At 57.1% G+C, this 16,644-nt stretch carries 21 protein-coding genes and 1 pseudogene; 13 read left to right on the forward strand and 9 right to left on the reverse strand.

Going from position 1 to position 16,644, the window contains the following annotated elements:
• Positions 1 to 86: 86 nt before the first annotated feature.
• The 6 genes from L6D80_RS10645 to L6D80_RS10670 form a co-directional block, all read right to left on the reverse strand.
• On the reverse strand, positions 87 to 1,268 hold the full coding sequence (locus tag L6D80_RS10645; protein ID WP_236183040.1) for a phage major capsid protein: 1,182 nt from the start codon (positions 1,266 to 1,268) through the stop codon (positions 87 to 89).
• A gap of 493 nt (positions 1,269 to 1,761) precedes the next feature.
• Positions 1,762 to 1,965, reverse strand: coding sequence for a hypothetical protein (locus tag L6D80_RS10650; RefSeq protein WP_236183041.1), 204 nt, complete (start codon positions 1,963 to 1,965; stop codon positions 1,762 to 1,764).
• 505 nt (positions 1,966 to 2,470) lie between these two features.
• The gene (locus L6D80_RS10655) at positions 2,471 to 2,872 is read right to left on the reverse strand and encodes a helix-turn-helix domain-containing protein (protein ID WP_176513430.1); all 402 of its coding nucleotides are present in this window, start codon (positions 2,870 to 2,872) and stop codon (positions 2,471 to 2,473) included.
• Between the two features lie 70 nt (positions 2,873 to 2,942).
• Positions 2,943 to 3,272, reverse strand: coding sequence for a hypothetical protein (locus L6D80_RS10660; protein ID WP_236183042.1), 330 nt, complete (start codon positions 3,270 to 3,272; stop codon positions 2,943 to 2,945).
• Positions 3,269 to 3,481 (reverse strand): hypothetical protein, encoded by a 213-nt coding sequence (locus L6D80_RS10665; RefSeq protein ID WP_176513432.1) that lies wholly within the window; start codon positions 3,479 to 3,481, stop codon positions 3,269 to 3,271. The genes L6D80_RS10660 and L6D80_RS10665 overlap by 4 nt, the downstream gene beginning before the upstream one ends.
• Complete coding sequence (locus L6D80_RS10670) at positions 3,478 to 3,678, reverse strand: helix-turn-helix domain-containing protein (protein WP_176513434.1); 201 nt, start codon at positions 3,676 to 3,678, stop codon at positions 3,478 to 3,480. The genes L6D80_RS10665 and L6D80_RS10670 overlap by 4 nt, the downstream gene beginning before the upstream one ends.
• A gap of 149 nt (positions 3,679 to 3,827) precedes the next feature.
• Between L6D80_RS10670 and L6D80_RS10675 the strand changes: the two genes are divergently transcribed.
• Entirely contained in the window at positions 3,828 to 4,544 is a 717-nt protein-coding gene (locus tag L6D80_RS10675) for a hypothetical protein (protein ID WP_176513436.1), read from the forward strand.
• Here L6D80_RS10675 and L6D80_RS10680 read toward each other — a convergent pair.
• A complete protein-coding gene (locus tag L6D80_RS10680) occupies positions 4,513 to 5,724 on the reverse strand; it encodes a site-specific integrase (RefSeq protein WP_176513438.1) in 1,212 nt (403 codons plus the stop codon). The genes L6D80_RS10675 and L6D80_RS10680 overlap by 32 nt on opposite strands.
• 98 nt (positions 5,725 to 5,822) lie before the next feature.
• Here L6D80_RS10680 and L6D80_RS30085 point away from each other — a divergent pair, with 98 nt between their 5' ends.
• From L6D80_RS30085 to L6D80_RS10700, 4 genes are all read left to right on the forward strand, one after another.
• Positions 5,823 to 6,215 carry an Arm DNA-binding domain-containing protein gene (locus L6D80_RS30085; protein WP_276574621.1) on the forward strand — a complete coding sequence of 131 codons (393 nt, stop codon included), beginning with the start codon at positions 5,823 to 5,825 and terminating at the stop codon, positions 6,213 to 6,215.
• A gap of 252 nt (positions 6,216 to 6,467) precedes the next feature.
• Positions 6,468 to 7,277: an AraC family transcriptional regulator gene (locus L6D80_RS10690; RefSeq protein WP_054900638.1), complete on the forward strand. Its 810-nt coding sequence runs from the start codon at positions 6,468 to 6,470 to the stop codon at positions 7,275 to 7,277.
• 102 nt (positions 7,278 to 7,379) lie between these two features.
• Entirely contained in the window at positions 7,380 to 8,012 is a 633-nt protein-coding gene (locus L6D80_RS10695) for an alanyl-tRNA editing protein (protein WP_054900639.1), read from the forward strand.
• A gap of 25 nt (positions 8,013 to 8,037) precedes the next feature.
• Positions 8,038 to 8,655 (forward strand): LysE family translocator, encoded by a 618-nt coding sequence (locus L6D80_RS10700; protein ID WP_176513440.1) that lies wholly within the window; start codon positions 8,038 to 8,040, stop codon positions 8,653 to 8,655.
• A 33-nt stretch (positions 8,656 to 8,688) separates the two neighbouring features.
• On the opposite strand, the gene L6D80_RS10705 is transcribed toward L6D80_RS10700, so the two are convergent.
• Positions 8,689 to 9,553, reverse strand: a protein-coding gene (locus L6D80_RS10705) for an IS5 family transposase (RefSeq protein WP_176513442.1) whose coding sequence is annotated in 2 segments (ribosomal slippage) — positions 8,689 to 9,201 and positions 9,203 to 9,553 — 864 coding nt in all. Because the reading frame shifts where the segments join, the coding sequence is not laid out codon by codon here.
• Positions 9,554 to 9,591: 38 nt separating this feature from the next.
• Here L6D80_RS10705 and L6D80_RS10710 point away from each other — a divergent pair.
• The 8 genes and pseudogenes from L6D80_RS10710 (at position 9,592) to L6D80_RS10740 (ending at position 15,526) form a co-directional block, all read left to right on the forward strand.
• Positions 9,592 to 10,786, forward strand: a pseudogene (locus L6D80_RS10710) (IS3 family transposase).
• Positions 10,787 to 10,824: 38 nt separating this feature from the next.
• The gene (locus tag L6D80_RS10715) at positions 10,825 to 11,493 is read left to right on the forward strand and encodes an HD domain-containing protein (RefSeq protein WP_054900643.1); all 669 of its coding nucleotides are present in this window, start codon (positions 10,825 to 10,827) and stop codon (positions 11,491 to 11,493) included.
• A gap of 78 nt (positions 11,494 to 11,571) precedes the next feature.
• Positions 11,572 to 11,700, forward strand: a complete 129-nt coding sequence (locus L6D80_RS30265; protein WP_219824812.1) for a transposase — start codon at positions 11,572 to 11,574, stop codon at positions 11,698 to 11,700.
• An 86-nt stretch (positions 11,701 to 11,786) separates the two neighbouring features.
• The gene (locus L6D80_RS10720) at positions 11,787 to 12,197 is read left to right on the forward strand and encodes an NUDIX hydrolase (RefSeq protein ID WP_176513444.1); all 411 of its coding nucleotides are present in this window, start codon (positions 11,787 to 11,789) and stop codon (positions 12,195 to 12,197) included.
• Positions 12,198 to 12,432: 235 nt separating this feature from the next.
• Entirely contained in the window at positions 12,433 to 12,903 is a 471-nt protein-coding gene (locus L6D80_RS10725) for a bifunctional diaminohydroxyphosphoribosylaminopyrimidine deaminase/5-amino-6-(5-phosphoribosylamino)uracil reductase RibD (protein WP_176513446.1), read from the forward strand.
• A 196-nt stretch (positions 12,904 to 13,099) separates the two neighbouring features.
• Positions 13,100 to 13,699 carry a histidine phosphatase family protein gene (locus L6D80_RS10730; RefSeq protein WP_176513448.1) on the forward strand — a complete coding sequence of 200 codons (600 nt, stop codon included), beginning with the start codon at positions 13,100 to 13,102 and terminating at the stop codon, positions 13,697 to 13,699.
• A gap of 720 nt (positions 13,700 to 14,419) precedes the next feature.
• Entirely contained in the window at positions 14,420 to 14,650 is a 231-nt protein-coding gene (locus L6D80_RS10735; RefSeq protein ID WP_054900645.1) for a hypothetical protein, read from the forward strand.
• A gap of 408 nt (positions 14,651 to 15,058) precedes the next feature.
• Complete coding sequence (locus L6D80_RS10740; protein WP_054900646.1) at positions 15,059 to 15,526, forward strand: GNAT family N-acetyltransferase; 468 nt, start codon at positions 15,059 to 15,061, stop codon at positions 15,524 to 15,526.
• 88 nt (positions 15,527 to 15,614) lie between these two features.
• Here the strand turns inward: L6D80_RS10740 and L6D80_RS10745 are convergent, their stop codons facing one another.
• On the reverse strand, positions 15,615 to 16,553 hold the full coding sequence (locus tag L6D80_RS10745) for a LysR family transcriptional regulator (protein ID WP_176513450.1): 939 nt from the start codon (positions 16,551 to 16,553) through the stop codon (positions 15,615 to 15,617).
• Between the last annotated feature and the right edge of the window lie 91 nt (positions 16,554 to 16,644).

Raw genomic sequence — 16,644 nt, forward strand, 5'->3', positions numbered from 1 at the left:
TTGACCCTCCTGTGGATCAAATCCAGGCGCAAACAAAAAAGGCTCGCCCCGGACTACTTGGGCGAGCCTTCGTTGATCACGGCTGATTAGCCGCCAGTGGCGTTGGAGATATCCACAGACCGGACGGCGCCGGTCGAGAACACCGCCAGGCCAGCGCGCAGTTCGGCAAGGAGGGTCACCAGGTTGCTGGTGAAGTTGTTGCCGTCTTCACGACTCAGCATCAGGGTGGGCTGCTCGCGGTCCAGCATGGCCACCTGAGTGGTATCCAGCAGCAGGACGGTGCCCGCCGGCATCGAGCCGGAGGTGATCACCGGAACACCCCACAGCACTGGCGGCGCAGGATCACGTGGAGAGCCAAGGACATATTGGCCGTCGGCGTCGCGCTCGCTGGAGATGCTGAACCAGTCATCGGGGTTCATGATGATCAGCCTGGCCTGCCAGCCGCTGGTCTTCATAGCGGTGACCGCCTGGCCGATAGCATCCACCGGCTTCAAGGTACCGACCACTACGTGAGGGACCGCATAGCCGATCAGGCCTTTGATCTTGCCCTTACCACCCGGGCCGGCGATCAGGCGGGACTCCAGCTTCTCCAGCAGGCCGTAATTCAGCAGGTTGCCGATCTGCTGGCCGAGGGCCGGAGTGTCATCGAGAACCTGCTTCGAAGCGCGGGTCCAGTGGGCGACGGTGGCGATGTTGGCGGTTTCCAGCTCGGCGTCGATGCTGGTCTGTGCCTTCTGCGCGCCCTCCTCCTCCTGCTCGGTAGCGTTGTTGGTGTAGTCCTTGATCTGCATGTACTCGAACGTGGCCGAAGAGGCCGGGAGCGAGGGCAGATAGTCCAGCAACGAGAGGTCGCGGCGAGGATCGTTGTAAAGGCCTGGCTGGCGTTGCGCGGTCGCGGAGTAGCTGGTGGAACCTGCTACACCCTGGCCGGCGTTGGTCAGCGACTTGATGGCGACGTTTTCGACAGTGACGCGCCCGGTAGTCGGGCTACCCGACTTCAAGGCCTCGAACTGGCCCGACTTGGTGAACGCGTCAGCCATCTTGACGATCGCGTCATCACCGCCGCCATAACCGGCTGGTGCACCGCGGCGGGCGCTCTTCTGCTCCAGATCCTGCAGACGATCCTTGAGGCCCTGGATGGTTTCCTTCGCATCGGTAGCGAAGCGGTTGATCTCTTCGTCGCGGTCTTGCAGGTGCTTGAGTACCAGGGCCTCGGTCGAATCGCCGCCGGCGCTCTTGGTCTGCAGGGTGCGAGCAGAGTTGCTCATTGCGTTGTACATAGGTTGTACCTTCAGTTCCGAATAGGGGGACGCGCCTTGCGCACGCTGGGGGCGTGGCTTCTGCGCTCTTGCTTGCTTTCGCGTCCCGCCGGACTCACTCCGGAACTGGCCTCTTCGTTCCCTCCACAGCCTCGCGCCGTGCTGGAATCCTGAGTTGTCGCGTCGGTGGCAACCTGCCGAGCCGACAAGCCAATTCTACCTATCAACCCACGCAGTGCAAGCGCAAAGCGCAGGCGCAGGGGAAGCAAATTGCGGATCGCGTGGTCAGGGATCAGGCCCGTGAACTGCACCGCCAAAGAGCGTGGGACGCCGGCGGCGCGGAGGTGCTGTTCGTAGGCCCGAAGGCTCTGGAAATCTCGTTTCATGGCTGCTCCTTGGGGCGGCGGGCGCCCGTGGGCGTTTTGATATTTCGCGGGTACTAAACTTTTAATTTCGCGGGCGTGAAAAAACGACTGAGGGCGCGGTGTCCGAGCCAAAGGGCTCAGACTTTCCGGGTACCCCCTGCCACCAAGCCCATCTGCCGGGCGATTTCGGGCGCGTCGATGCCACGGGCGAGCGATTGCCTGGCGGTCTTCACCATCTGCTCCATGGCCTGCTGTTCGAGCGCCTGGGCCATCTGGTGCGCCTTCCTGGCGATCAGTTCGGCCAGCTCTCGCGGAAATGCTGGGGTGCGCGGTTTGGTCATGTGAGGTTCCTCCATTGGGGTGGATGCTGTGACGGCCTGCATGCCTTTGCTGGCGCGGCCTGTAGCGTTCAGAACAGATTTTGTGTCTCGGGTATGTCTCGATCAGAGAGGACTCTTCTCGACCTGGTAGATCAGGTCCTTGCGGACCTCCTGTGCGCACAGCCTGCACATGTCGATGAGTGTCCAGGGGAGGAAATCGACGACAAGGAAGGTAAGCCCCCTGGCTTGGGCGCATCGCCCCGCGATTTGGTGCTTACACCGGCCCTGGCGATAGGTTTGTGATCCCATTTAAATGACCCTGTGGTGGTGTAATTAAATAAGAGTGGGATTTTTTCCCCTTAGCCTTTCCCCTGGAGGCCGCATGATTCCTGGAAGCCAGTGGGAAAAAATCCCACCGACCCATCATCTGAGATGCATACCCGGACAGAACCGGACAAACTCAAGGGCGGCTACTGGGAAAAAATCCCATTGGTTTGCGGAAAAAATCCCACTGGCAAAATCGAAATCAGATGAACTTGAAACGCGGCGGACCAGGCGGAACCTCAAGATCCTTGCCTGCGCATTCGTCGACTCGAGCCCAGGTGATCGCGTACAGCGTGGGCTGTCTTCTGCCGTCGGCTGACCATGGGCCTGGCTCTCGCGTCTTAATGATCAGTCCAGCCTCCAGCAGCTCATCCAGGGCGCTCCTAAGCGTCTTCGCGTCCATCGCCCGGCCAGCGGCAAGCATGGATGTGGTGACCGCTAGATCGCCGTTGTTCTTGCCGTTGTAGTTCCGGGCCAGCTTCACCAAGACAGCAATGGCTTTGGGCGAAAGATTGTCGAAAGCAGGGTGGATCAGCAGGCGGTACGGGAGCGCCAGCGCGCGACCGCCACCAAAATCCACCTTGTAGGTTTTCTTCCTTGCCATTCAGCGACTCACAATCAGGCGCGAAGGATGCGATCTGAAATCGCCCCCTTCGCTTGAGGGCATCGAGTTGTCAGGCGGCGCGCTGCGTGCCACACTTGCCCTCGACATTGCTTTCCCGGCGACTGTCCCGACCCTTGCGGCGCTGCAACGCCGCTTGGGCCTTCTCTTCTTCCTGATCGATCCTCTCTGTGATCCATTCGCTGCGCGCGCACAGTTCGCTGGCAACGAGCTGCAGGCCCATCATCAGCCCGTCCACCCGGTACTCATTGAGGAACTGCGGTTCGTCTGCGTGGCCGGCTGATGCGTTGTCTTGGATCAGATCGGCCACCACCTTGGCGAAAATCCCGGCCTGCATCATCAGGCGCGCATCGTCCTGGGCAATATTCAAGCTCATGCTCATTGTGCTTCCCCTTCAAAAAGTTGGATGACCTGCTGTGCCGACAGGTTGAAAGCCTTGCCGGCTCGCACAAGGCAGGTTTCGCTGTCGATCACCTGAAACCCACCGCCGCCCTCCACCGGCAGGCGTTTGCTTGATTTGATGGCGGTGCAACCGTGAGCCGCTGCCACCTCTCTCGCTTTGATCTCAATGGCCTTGCTCTGCTTGCTCATCGTCCGTTCTCCGTAGCCAGTCGGTTGATCCAGGTCTGCAGCTCGCTCACCAGAATCAGGCGGCGTTTTCCGGACTTGAACGACGGCAGGTCGCCGCGGGCGATCGCGGCGTAGATGGCGCTGCGGGTATGCCCCGTCATCTGGCCCGCTTCTTCAGGACCGACTGACAACGGCATCAGGGTGTGGGGTTGGTTCACGTCACTCTCCTCCTACGGCAAAAGCGCCTGGTGCAGCCAATCTAGAACGCAAAAAAGTTATGTGCAAGCAAAAACTGCACGTAACCAGACGATTGACAGCGATTGCGTTCGCGTAGAGTATTTGCAGCAAATCTAGGAGGAGTGCGCGTATGGCCAGGCCCAGGAAGACCACAGATCAGAGCTCAACGGTGAGCGTATCGCTTCGGGTAGACCCGGCTATCAAATACGCCATCGACATTGCTGCTCGCATCCAGAAGCGAACGGTTACGGGTGTGGTTGAATGGTCGGTAGAGCAGGCCTTGTCCGACGTGAAAATGCCGGTGGACTTCATGGTGCTCAATGACCAGCACAAGCCTGAGATGCCTGATCCTCAAAGCGTGATGGACGCAGTGAAAGAGCGGCTGTGGTCGCCGGATGAAGCTATACGAGTTGTGCGCCTGGCTTTTGAATATCCGAGCCTTTTGACCTTTGAAGAAGGGCTGATCTGGGAGTCAATCCGTCTATCGCCGCCATTTTGGCGATACACACCAAGAGTAATAACTGACGCCAGCCCATGGAAGAATGCTCGGTTAGATGTACTTTCTAAGTATTGGCCTGATCTTATCCAGAGAATCCAGGAGGCAGGCAGCGTAGTCCAGGTAACCTATGAAGATGTGGGGCTTCCAACCCCTAAAGAACTTGAAGAGCGCAAGGCTGAAGCTATACAGCAGGGCGGTTACTTTGAGGAAATGGCAATGGAAAATGAACGGTTGAAAAACGAGAATGAAGCTCTCCGCGCCTTGAGCGATAGCCTCCGAACTGTGCTCATGAAGATTGACCCAAAGACTGCAAAGTTTAAAGAAGAAGATCTACCGCCGAAGCTTTAGAATCGGGTGCCAAGTGAGCATAGCGCAGTGTCATTTTTAGATCGGCGTGGCCCAGTAGGTCCCGGATCGTATTGAGGGGAACACCCTTCATCGCCAGTTTCGACGCGAACGTGTGGCGAAGGTCGTGCCAGCGGAATGAGCTGATTTCTGCGGCCTTCAACACCGCATCCCATGATTTTTTTACGTTATCCATACGCCCCCCTGTTTGACTTGGGAACACAAGTGCGACGCCGGTTGACTGTTTTTTCCAACCTTCGATAGCTGCGAGCGCCTCGGCATTCAGTGGTAGATGGCGAGTTTGGTCTGACTTGGCGCCCTCGCCAACTACAGTCAAATTCTTCCGCTTTATGTCAATGTCAGCCCAAGTTAAGTTAAATAGTTCACCTCTTCGAAGTCCGGTGTTTAAACTGATAATTGCCATAGGCTTTAAGTAGTCCGCGAACGCGAATTCACGCAAGTTAGGAAGTTCGTCTTTCTTCCTGTCTCGACGCCATATGTTAGCGGTGTCGCGCTCGGCTCGGATGCGCTCCTCGCGGTCGCTCAGAGCCTTGCGCAAGCGCTGTTCCTCTTCCCCGGATAGGAATCGAACCCGGCCACGGGTATCGAGGCGCAATGGCTTCAGCTTTGTCATCGGGTGATCCTCAAGAGCGCCCCACTCCACTGCCTTGGAGAGGGCGCCACGAAGAGCTGCAAGCTTCCTGTTGGCCGTCGCATCCTTCAGGCCGCTCGCCAGCCACTTCACCCTCATGGCTTCTAGGTCTCGTTGGGTTAGGTCTGAGAGAGGCTTTGTCATTAGGTTGGCAAAGCTGTGCTCGATCGCGTGCCGGGTTTTCTGGTGGGCCTTGTGGTGCGTTTCAAGCCAAGGGTAATAGCTCTCAGCCAGGTAGCTTGCCAGGGTATGGGTCGCCCTACGCTTGTTCTTGGTTGCAACCAGTGGAGAGCCATGTTCATGTGCTTCTGCCAGCCACCTGGCGGCTTCTGTCCTGGCCTGCTCAAGCGTCATCATCCCGACCCTGCCCAGCGTGGCGGCCTGGTTCCTGCCCCAGCTGACCATGTAACTGGAGTGGCCACTGGGGAGCACCCGGATGGACAGGCCAGGCTGAGCGGTATCATGAATCCGGTATGGCTTCTCCTGCGGCTGGATGCCCGCAAGGAGCTTGGCAGTGATCTTGGTTTTCATGGCTGGATGTCCGTGACAGCAGGGTGACAGCAAAATAGACTATACGGACGTGTTTCAAAAGACAAAACCAGACGATGAAACCCAATGAATACTAGGCCATGACCAGAAAACATGGCCTTCTTAACGCACTCGTAACGCGAAGGTCGCAGGTTCGATTCCTGTCTCCGGCACCACATCCAGCTCCACTGCATTCCGCTGAATGCTTTGAAAGCCCTCTAAACCGGCCATCTGGCCGGTTTTTCGTTTCCACGCCCCTCCGTCGGGAACCAACAAAATCCCCAATAACCGGGGGTGTTTTTGGGGCCTGCAAACTGTTCGACGGCGGGGGTATGTACCTGTACGTCGCGCCCAGTGGCTCGAAGTCTTGGCGGCTGCGGTATTTCAAACCCAACGGCAAGGAAGGCACGCTGATCATCGGCAAGTACCCCATCGTTTCGTTGGCCGTTGCGAGGACCAAGCGTGATGAGGCCAGGGCTGTTTTGGAGCGCTGAATTTCAACCCTTGACGGGGTTTATCCACGTACCTCCACCTGAGCTTCCACAACACCGCCGGCATCCACCAGGCCATCCGTATCATCAGCCGCCTGGCCAGCGAGCACTGCACCAAGCTGATCAACCCCGCGCCACCCCCGCTAACTGACGTCCCCAACGCTGCCGCCAGCCAAGCCCTTAACCCGATAACCACGCCAGCCCTTGCAAGATCAGGTATGAGATGATCACCCTCGGTGTGGCAGGAGTCGGTCAATGGCAGACCACGTTGATTACAAACGCAACAGGGATATCCCCGGGCTGGTGCTGAGCGAGGCGCGTTTCTCGAGCTTTCGTTTCGGGCGTCACTACCACCTGGATTTCCACGTCGGCTTGATCACCGATGGCGTGCAGCGCCAGGTACTCAATGGTGAGACGACGTTGCTGTCGCCAGGCACCATCCAGTTGATGCCACCCGGCGAAATTCACGATGGCATCAGTGCAGGCGACGACGCCTACACGCTGAAGACGTTCCGTGTGTCCGCCGACCTGTTGCGCAGCGTTACGGAAGAGCTTACGGGCCGTGACCAGTTTTCCGCTCTGGGTGGCGCGCTGTTACAGGATGCCAGCCTCGCCATCCAGCTTTCCCGGCTGCACGACGCGCTCGCAGCGGGGATGCCTACAGACCCGCTGTTTGTCGATTCTCAATGGCTCATGCTGCTCGGGCGGCTGTTTGCCCAAGCGCGGATGGTCAAGCCGCAGTTCGTAAAGGGCCCGCTTTCGATCGTGCAGTGGCATCGTGTGCGGGACTACTGCAACGAACACCTCGCCGACAAGATAACGCTCGAAGAACTGGCTGCATTGTGCGACCTAGAGCGTTTTCACTTCCTCAAGCTATTCAAGCAGACGGTCGGCATAACACCACATGCCTGGCTGGTGCGTTTGCGCCTAGAGCGCGCCTGTGTGCTGCTAAACCATACCCAGTGGGAATTGACCAGGGTCGCGCAAGAGGTGGGTTTCTACGACCAGAGCCACTTCAATCGGGCCTTCAAGCAAGCCTTTGGGGTTGCACCGTCTCGTTACTGATCGCTGTTGCCCCATCAATTTTTTACAAGTGCGCGAAGTCCTCGCCCTTTAACCTTGAATCTTGATCGGGCGCTGCCCCGGAAAGAACCAAGGATTTGATCGATGATGCAACGGGCGTATTACAGCAGCGATGAGTTGACCTTGAGCACGCACGTGGTGCGTTGCACGCCGACGGAGGATGGACGTTTCCGGGTCTACCTGGCCGAGACCCTCTTTCACCCCCAGGGCGGTGGGCAGCCTGCGGATCAGGGAACCATCGCGGGTATCCGGGTAGAGGAAGTGCTCAATATCGAGGGCGATGTGGTGCATGTCGTCGGGCAACCCGTGCCCATGGGCAGCGTCGAGATTGCCATCTCGCCCGAAGTGCGTGCGTTGCATGCTCGCCTGCATTCGGCCGGCCACCTGATTGCGGGTATCGGGCAGAGCTTGGGCTGGCTTCCCAGCAAAGGCCACCACTGGCCGGGGGAGTGCCGAGTGATTTTTGAGCGCCAGGCGGGTTGCGAGCCGCTGACGGTCGAAGGCATCGAGGCGGCGGTGAACGCGCTGATCCAGCGTAACGTGCCGCGTGAGTTGATTGACCAGGGCGGTGTCCGCTCAGTGTGTTTCGGCACCTTGCCGATGCAGGGTTGCGGCGGCACGCATGTCACCTCAGCGGGCTTGGTCGGGCCGATCAAGGTGCTCAAGCTCAAAGAGAAGAAAGGCCTGCTGTCGGTGCATTACGACGTAGCTCGATAGACAACGAAGTAACTGGAGACATCACGTGGACTACGTTTCCCAGCTTTTGACCATTGGCGCCGTCATGCTCCTGGCCTGCGTAAGCCCAGGCCCCGATTTCATCGCCGTCACTTCCAACGCCTTGGTGAGCCGCAGCCGAGGGATTGGTGTTGCAGTGGGCACCAGCGCAGGCATCGCCATTTGGGCGGTGCTGGCGATTGTCGGCCTGGGTGTTTTGCTGAGCACAGTGGCCTGGTTGTATGACGCGATTCGGGTAGTGGGCGCGGGTTATCTGATCTACATGGGCATTAAAATGCTGCTCGGCGCGCGGCGGCCTTATGCAGCCCTCGAAATCAGCACGACGCAAAACACCACCACAGCAGCCCCCCGCGTTGGGTTACTGGTGTCCGCCACAAATCCAAAGGCCGCGGCGTTCTTTGGCAGCTTTTTCATCACCGTGCTGCCGGCACACGCCCCAGGCTGGGTGATGGCTGCTGCCGTGGTGGTGGTCACGCTTGTTTCGTTTGCCTGGTTTTCCACTCTGGCATTGATGTTTTCCACGGATCGGGTGCGGGCGTTTTACACGAAGGTGCGTCGGCCGGTTGATGCCGCAATGGGTGCGGTACTGGTGGGGCTTGGCTTGCGGCTGGCGCTGGTTCGATAACGCCAGCCCGAGCTGCCAATGCAAACGGTAGCCCTAGGCTCTGTACGAAAAGAGATGTCGCAAACACCGCATGGAACAAGCCAGTGAGACCATGGCATAACTTTTCGCGAGCTTGTCGAAGCGTGTCACGATGCGACGGTTCTCTTTCAGCCAGCCAAACATGCGCTCGATGATGTTGCGCCGTCGGTACTTGGGCCGATCAAACAGTCTGGGTAAGCCAGGTTTGGCTTTGCGCTTCATCGAGCGTATCGGGATGACGGGCTGCATTCGATATTGGTCGCAGTAGCGGCGTAGCGCTTCGGCGTCGTAGCCCTTGTCAGCAAGCAACCATTTGCAGCGTTTACGCGGGCGGCCACGTTGACTTGATGGAATGCTGACGTCGTCCAGCAATGGCTTGGCATAGCTGATGTCACTGGCTTGACCGCCAGACAGGAGGAAGCGCAACGGTGTCCCGTTGGCATCACAGAGCATGTGGATTTTGGTAGTCAGGCCACCGCGACTGCGACCTAGAGCGTGATCGGCAGGCTCGTCAGGCCCCCTTTTTCCGAGCGCCGGATGAGGCTCGAGTTGCGCGTATGGCGGTTGAGTCGATCATCCAGGTTTGCAGATCGGTCAGGCCTTGCTCATTCAATCTCAGGTGCAAGCGTTTGAGCATCTGATCGAACGTCCCCTGATTTCGCCAGCCGCGAAACCGTTGATACACCGTTGACCACGGGCCGAAGCGCTCCGGCAAGTCTCGCCACGCAGCACCCGAGCAGAGCACCCAGAGCACACCATCGAGCATCAGGCGGTCGCTTAGGCGTGGTCGCCCTCGGCCATGAGTTTCGATGAAGAGATCGGAGACCACATCCCAGGCCTCGTCCGAGAGTTCGTGTAGTGGTCTACTAACCCCGGACACCCATTTAGGCGAGAATGCTTGCCACAGAGAGGTGTCCGATGACCAAGCAACGCCGTACCTTTACCCCTGAGTTCAAGCGCGAAGCTGCCTGCCTGGTGCTCGATCAAGGCTACAGCCATGCCGAAGCGGCCCGTTCGCTCGGCTTGGTGGAATCGGCCCTGCGTCGGTGGGTTAATCAGCTTCAGCAGGAGCGCGGCGGCATCACGCCGGCCAGCAAAGCGCTGACGCCAGAGCAGCAAAAAATCCAAGAGTTGGAAGCCCGGATCACGCGCCTTGAACGCGAGAAATCGATACTAAAAAAGGCTACCGCGCTCTTGATGTCGGAAGATCTCGAGCGTACGCGCTGATCCGCCAGCTCAGCGATCATGAGCCCGTTGATTGTTTGTGCGAAGTGTTTGAAGTCACTCGCTCAAGTTACTACGCACATCGTCACAGAAGGCGAACTCCGGACGTTGAACGACTGCGGTTGCGCAGTCGAGTAAATGAGTTGTTCACGCGAGGTCGAAGTGCGCCCGGCAGCCGTACCATCATGGCAATGATGCAAGAAGAAGCCGTACCATCATGGCAATGATGCAAGAAGAAGGTGAACAAATCGGGCGGTTCAAGGTACGCAGCCTGATGCGTGAGCTGGCGTTGATCAGCAAGCAGCCAGGATCACATGCGTACAAAAAGGCCACAGTGGAGCGGCCAGATATTCCTAATACCTTGAACCGAGCGTTTGATGTCGAAGCGCCAATCAGGTCTGGTGTGGAGACATCACTTACGTCTGGGCACAGGGCAAATGGCACTATCTGGCAGTTGTACTGGATCTCTACGCACGCAGAGTGGTGGGCTGGGCCTTATCAGAGAAGCCGGATGCAGACTTAGTCGTCAAAGCGCTGGACGTAGCTTACGAACAGCGTGGAAAGCCTCAAGGACTACTGTTCCACTCCAACCAGGGATCGCAATATGGCAGCCGTCAGTTCCGCCAGAGACTGTGGCGCTACCGCATTCGCCAGAGCATGAGCCGCCGAGGCAACTGCTGGGGATAATGCACTGATGGAGCGAGTATTTCGCAGCTTGAAATCAGAGTGGATACCGACCACGGGCTACCTGACCGGGCAGCAAGCTCAACGAGACATTGGCCAGTACCTAATGAGCCACTACAACTGGAACCGACCTCATCAGTTCAACGATGGACTGGCTCCGGCGAAAGCTGAAGAAAAACTAAAAACCGTGTCCGGGATGAGTTGACCACTACACTAAGATCGATACCTTCCAGGAGTTTTGAAATGAGTGTTGAGCCATTTTTTCCTTACCAGAGCCTAGCGTCGGACTTACTCGCATTTCTACCCGAGGCCAGCACGGACGGATCTCACGATCTTTCTCATATTCACCGAGTATGGATAAATGTTCGGCGGCTACAAGAAAAAGAAGGTGGAGACTTAGAAGCATTGCTCGCAGCAACTATTTTGCATGATTGTGTGGCAGTCGAGAAAAACTCGCCATTACGGGCGCAAGCATCAACTCTTTCGGCCAAAAAAGCCGCCTCTATTTTGGAGCGTATGGGTTGGTCTACATCGCGAATTGAGCTAGTTGCTCACGCGGTGAAGACCCACAGCTTCTCAGCAGGCTTCGAGCCCATCACGCTAGAAGCCAAAATTCTTCAGGACAGTGATCGACTGGACGCCATCGGCATGGTGGGAGTCGCGCGCTGCTTCTACGTTTCTGGGCGAATGGGCTCTGCGCTTTACGACTTTACAAACCCGGAAGCCGCAGGCAGGGATTATCAAGACAAACGTTTCACCATTGAGCATTTCCACACAAAATTACTCAAACTGGCTTCGGGATTTCAGACAGCCGAAGGTGCTCGGTTGGCAGCGGTCAGGCATGCACGCCTTAATAGTTTTCTAGATGATTTTATGGAGGAAATCGGAGCACCAGGCCGAGCGGAATTGTGACATGGATGATATTCAGTCAGGTAGGTGACATCGCCAGACGCTTACAAATCGTTCAAAGCCCAAGTCGTTTAGGAGTGCCTGCAACCAGGAGCGACGATTTCCAGCGTAGCCATCCATCACGGCATCAACGCCAACGTTATCCGCGAGTGGCTACCGGCTTACCGGGATCAATCAGTTGCGTTAGCGGACGGCAAACACACCTTGTGAATCTTTCGTCCTCTCCGGTTTCGATGGCAGCTTGCTTCGCTTATGCTTCTCGACATACGGGTAAGGTTCGGAGTAGGTGTGACGGCATGGAAGCAGATAAATCTTGTCCTGTAGTTCTGCGAAGCCGAGAAACGCTGGAAGTCTTAGCTTTCGAGCATCCATTAGCAGGCTTTCAACTGGTCAAAGGCAGTGTCGAGCCAGGTGAGTCAACCGAGCTGACTGCGGTTCGAGAGTTGAAAGAAGAAGCAGGGATTCAGTCGACAGTTGGGCGACATTTGGGGGAGCGGCGCTCCATCGTAACTGGACACACATGGGTATTTCATGAATGTCATGTTGCCCAAGACCTTCCAGATACTTGGGTGCATTTTGCAGAAGATGATGGAGGCCATGAGTTCAGATTCTTTTGGCATCCGCTCGTGAGCGAGCCCTCTGAGAATTGGCATCAGGTTTTCAAGGAGGCTTTGAGCTTTCTGCGGAAAAAACTCACTGAAGCCTAAGTGCGCTTACAGCTTTTCTTGGGGCAGTCAGGACGGAACCCTTTGATGCGGCAGCAATTGTCCGATCTCACTGGCCCGCTGCGTCTGCCGACGCAACGAGCAAGTGCAATTTCGGAGCGGCTGCCGCATAAATGGGCGCCCGCGTAGTATCGCGGCAAGTAGATAGTTTCGCGGGTACAGCAATACCTAATTCAATGTGCCAAGATTCGGCCACCAGGATGAGTACCAATCGAATATGACTAGTCTTACCTCCGATGCCGATTTCATGCAGCTTGCTCTTGCCCAAGGGCGCTTAGCCTTACCTGACTGCCTTCCAAACCCGCCAGTAGGTTGCGTGCTGGTAAAGGACAACGTGGTGATCAGTCAAGGCCATACACAGGCACCTGGGCTCTATCACGCGGAAGCGATGGCGTTAAGCCGATTAGCGAATGACTGCTCCGGGGTGACTGCATTTGTCACGCTTGAGCCATGCTCTTTTCATGGCCGAACTCCGTCCTGCGCTCAGGCACTGATAAACAGCGGGGTCGATAAAGTTTTTGTTGGGTTGCTTGATCCGGATCCGAGAAACTCGGGAGAGGGCATAAGAATGCTACGAGATGCAGGCATTACAGTCGTTGTCGGCTTACTGGCGGAGGATGCTGCTGAGGACTTAGCTGGCTATTTGGTAGGCAATTCCAGTGAGTCGTCGGATCGCAACGATCAGTAAATCGTTAGCACCTCAGCGCAAGGTGGGATGCCCGGACGGTTACACCCAAACGCCCATGGCCTGATCGTGTTCTCCACCGGGTTGTTGTCGATGGTGCGTAAACGTCTGGGGAGGACACCTGTCCCGAACCTGGTCTTGGTGCGTTCACCGGCGATGGAAGGTATCATCTATCCCTTATTTCGCTGAGACGGATTTCATGCATTTATACATCGTGCGGCATGGTGAAACCTGGGCTAATGCCGAACATCGATACCTTGGATCTCTTGATCCAGAACTTACCGCGCTGGGCCGCCAGCAAGCTCAAACGCTTTGCGAGCAATTGCCTGCAAGCCTTGATGTACTTGTCGTTTCTCCACGCCTCAGGGCAGTACAAACCGCGAGTATTCTGAACGAACGCCTGAAGCTCTTACCTGAAATAATGCACTGTTTCAGAGAGCGGGATGTCGGCGTTTTCGAGGGGTTGACCCAAGGCGATGCCAAGAAGCGCTATCCGCAACTCTGGTCGCAGAACATCACTCGACTTTGGGATGCTGGGCCGACCGATGGTGAGTCGATCTCCGACGTTGTGAAACGAGTGCGAGACGGTTTAGCTGAGCTGGAATCGAAATATCCCTCCAAAACTGTTTTGCTTGTAGCACACGGCTTTGTTGCAAAAGTAATCCGAGCACTGGCCATAGGAGACTTTTCAGACTTCTACGAATGGCAACTTCCAAACGGTCACATGCTGTTTTTGCAGAGCTTCAATATACCTACACAAGATCTTGAAACTCTGAGGCGCTCTCTACCCGTAGCGTGATGTGGGCTGCTGCCAGCTGTGCGGCAGCAACTCCATAATCTCACTTGCCCGCTGCGTTGGTAGACGAGTCTGACCCAAGTGAGTCGCCCCAGCTTCAGTAGACACTCGATCACTCAAAGCCATAACTAGCTGATCTAGTTATAGATACCCTATGGGGTACATCAAAAAATCCACTAGATTCCAGTCCCGCAAAACTTGGACCCTCACGGCCAACAACCGTCCGTCTGTCTCGGCATTCCACTTGATCCCAAAGCCCGAACGTAAGGTTTTTTACTAACGCCGCAGCTCCTTGCTCCGACGCAGGCTGCTATTTCGTCTTGCACAACCAGCCCCGTGGGGATAAATTCCCCACGTCGCAACCATTCTGCGACCGGGTTTGGCGACCCGTACGAAAAGGCGCAACGGCGCCCCGATCACGATTGCAGGCGCTTTTTTTACGCCCGCAGTTTCGTGTAATGGCGGCTGTGCGTGGGAGACCTTCGGGTCTGCCGGGTTCCTTTTCCTCGGTTCGCCAACCTGCGTACAGCTGCCACCCTAACCGTTTGGCGACGGTCAGTGTGGTGCGTCAACCGAAAAGGACCTCATGCATGCTTGCCAAAAATCTATCCAGGATCCTCGCATCCGTTCTCCGCCGCCGCCCTGCGCGGCCACCCGAACCCCACCGCTTTTATCCCCTCTGTGACCCCTCACGGCTCCCGCTCGCACCCAAGCAGGTGCCCCATGACTGAGCACGAACGGTTATCCACAATCCAAAGCTACGCCTGGACCCTCGAGCTGCTAGGCGAAGCCTTGGTGCAGCACGATGAAATGCTCGAGTGCGAACACAACCCGCACCTGACTTTTCGCAGTACCGCAGGCATCCACCAGGCGATCCGGATCATCAGCCGTTTAGCCAGTGAGCAATGTGGAAAAGTGCTTGGGCTAGACGTCAAGGACGATCCAGCCGAGTAGGAGGTTGTTTCCATCGCCGCTCCCTGGGGACGGCGATGGAATACCCTATGCTCAGTGACGAAGATTGTGAGCTGTCACAGCCACTAATCCCCAGGCTTGTGCTTGTGGATAGGCAAAGTCGGATGCTTTTTATCGTTGGGCGGGTTCATATTCCGTGCCACCAGCGCGCCGCGAACCTTGCCCTTGCGGCAGATTCCGTGACCGGGCGTGCGAGGGCTAAGTAAAGCGTTGAGAGAGCAGGTTCTCATTCCCTGAGCCTCTCGATAAGCTGTGAGCGACGCGCCACTCGGCATTACAGGTGTGTAATGCTGCGCTAACAACGGCGAGTGACCGCATCAGTTCAGTGGTGGGCTACCGCCAGCGATCGCCGGAAAAAAATCAATCCAAAAAGAAACTGGAGTTCACCTGATGAGCGAACTAGTCATCCGCCCGGCGACCTTGGAAGACGCCGAAAACATCTTTCAGGCTCACAAAGACTCAGTGGAAAAGTTGTGTGCCGCCGATTACCGCCCCGAACAAATCACCCTGTGGCTCGATGGGCGCTCTCCTGAGTCATACAAGGAGGCCATCGTCGGCGGCAACCTATGGCTCGCGCAAGACAACGCAGTCCAGGGCTTTGTAGAAGTTAACGGCCATGAAGTCAGCAAATTGTTCGTTCGCGGCAGCGGGGCCGGGCAGGGGCTTGGTAAGCAACTGCTGGAGCTGGCCTTGAGGCAAATACGCAACGCTGGCCACTCCAAGGCCTATCTCGAGGCGACCGTGACCGCCGAAAAATTTTACGAGCACTTTGGCTTTCGCAAGGTAGGCGAGGGCACCTTCTCACGTGGAAATAGTCCGGTGTCCATCGAAATCATCAAGATGGAGCGGAACCTCTAGCCGACGTACTTACCATCCGTTCACCGTGTTCCTGTGTTGAATCGGCTGTCGGGGCAAGTGCATACGTAAGGGCTACCCTTCGCCTGCATCAGTTAACGCAATCAACTCGCCCCGAAACAGCATTTACGCCCTCCAGAGTAGCGAACGAGGTGTCCTTGGCAGTAAGCAGGAAGTCCCTCACATAGGGTACTTCCAGCATGTCGCTGCGTATCGCCGCGAACAGTGTGGCCTGCAGCCCGTGCTCTCCCAGGCGCTTGGCGGTCACATAGCCCCGGGAGCTGTACTCATGCACGGCCCAGTTCGGCAGGCAGCATACGCCGCGGCCGCTGGCCACCAACTGCATCATCATCACAGTGAGTTCAGAGGTGCGTACCTGAGCGGGCTCGATGCCGGCGGGATCGAGGAACCGGGTGAAAATATCCAGACGGTTTCGCTCGACCGGGTAGGTGATCAGCGTCTGCTCGGTGATGTCGGTAGGCTCAAGGTAGGGTTTGTCACACAGGGCATGATGGTTGTCGATGGCCAGCAGTGCTTCGTAGCCGAAAAGTGGCACATAGGTGATCCCCGGCAGGCTCACAGGGTCGGAGGTCACCACCAGATCAAGGTCCCCTCGTTCCAGGGCCGGGAGGGGAGCGAACGCAAACCCGGACGCCAGGTCCAGCTCAACCTCCGGCCAAGCGCCACGAAATTCATCAACCGACGGCATCAGCCACTGGTAGCAGCTGTGGCACTCGATCGCGATGTGCAGCCGGCCTGCGCTGCCACTGGCGAGTTTGCCCAGGTCGCGCTCTGTCGCGCGGATCAGCGGCAGCACCTGCTCGGCCAACTGCAGCACCTTAAGGCCAGCACTGGTGAAGCGTACCGGCTTGGATTTGCGCACGAACAGGGGCATGCCGATGCGTTCCTCCAGCTCCCGGAATTGGTGCGACAGCGCCGACTGTGTCAGGTGCAGGCGTTCGGCGGCTTCATGCAGGCTGTCCGTCTCGCGCAGGGCATGGACGGTGCGTAGGTGCCTCAAATCGATCATGAGCAAAATTACATTTGTGTGCAAAAAAAATGAGTTTGTCTCATGGAGCACTGATCCGTGACAATCCCCTCATCGAATTTTCTACCAACGG

It is taken from the genome of Pseudomonas ceruminis (assembly GCF_021602025.1).
GTDB classification, from domain to species: Bacteria; Pseudomonadota; Gammaproteobacteria; order Pseudomonadales; family Pseudomonadaceae; genus Aquipseudomonas; species Aquipseudomonas ceruminis.

Excerpts from the sequence above, each read along its gene's own strand:
- L6D80_RS10680 (WP_176513438.1), bottom strand. The coding sequence starts at position 5,724 with ATGAAAACCAAGATCACTGCCAAGCTCCTTGCGGGCATCCAGCCGCAG.
- L6D80_RS10745 (WP_176513450.1), bottom strand. The coding sequence starts at position 16,553 with ATGATCGATTTGAGGCACCTACGCACCGTCCATGCCCTGCGCGAGACG.
- L6D80_RS10725 (WP_176513446.1), top strand. The coding sequence starts at position 12,433 with ATGACTAGTCTTACCTCCGATGCCGATTTCATGCAGCTTGCTCTTGCC.
- L6D80_RS10690 (WP_054900638.1), top strand. The coding sequence starts at position 6,468 with ATGGCAGACCACGTTGATTACAAACGCAACAGGGATATCCCCGGGCTG.
- L6D80_RS10695 (WP_054900639.1), top strand. The coding sequence starts at position 7,380 with ATGATGCAACGGGCGTATTACAGCAGCGATGAGTTGACCTTGAGCACG.
- L6D80_RS10645 (WP_236183040.1), bottom strand. The coding sequence starts at position 1,268 with ATGAGCAACTCTGCTCGCACCCTGCAGACCAAGAGCGCCGGCGGCGAT.
- L6D80_RS10730 (WP_176513448.1), top strand. The coding sequence starts at position 13,100 with ATGCATTTATACATCGTGCGGCATGGTGAAACCTGGGCTAATGCCGAA.
- L6D80_RS10740 (WP_054900646.1), top strand. The coding sequence starts at position 15,059 with ATGAGCGAACTAGTCATCCGCCCGGCGACCTTGGAAGACGCCGAAAAC.
- L6D80_RS10715 (WP_054900643.1), top strand. The coding sequence starts at position 10,825 with ATGAGTGTTGAGCCATTTTTTCCTTACCAGAGCCTAGCGTCGGACTTA.
- L6D80_RS10720 (WP_176513444.1), top strand. The coding sequence starts at position 11,787 with ATGGAAGCAGATAAATCTTGTCCTGTAGTTCTGCGAAGCCGAGAAACG.
- L6D80_RS30085 (WP_276574621.1), top strand. The coding sequence starts at position 5,823 with ATGACCAGAAAACATGGCCTTCTTAACGCACTCGTAACGCGAAGGTCG.
- L6D80_RS10665 (WP_176513432.1), bottom strand. The coding sequence starts at position 3,481 with ATGAGCAAGCAGAGCAAGGCCATTGAGATCAAAGCGAGAGAGGTGGCA.
- L6D80_RS10650 (WP_236183041.1), bottom strand. The coding sequence starts at position 1,965 with ATGACCAAACCGCGCACCCCAGCATTTCCGCGAGAGCTGGCCGAACTG.
- L6D80_RS10735 (WP_054900645.1), top strand. The coding sequence starts at position 14,420 with ATGACTGAGCACGAACGGTTATCCACAATCCAAAGCTACGCCTGGACC.
- L6D80_RS10655 (WP_176513430.1), bottom strand. The coding sequence starts at position 2,872 with ATGGCAAGGAAGAAAACCTACAAGGTGGATTTTGGTGGCGGTCGCGCG.
- L6D80_RS10660 (WP_236183042.1), bottom strand. The coding sequence starts at position 3,272 with ATGAGCATGAGCTTGAATATTGCCCAGGACGATGCGCGCCTGATGATG.
- L6D80_RS10675 (WP_176513436.1), top strand. The coding sequence starts at position 3,828 with ATGGCCAGGCCCAGGAAGACCACAGATCAGAGCTCAACGGTGAGCGTA.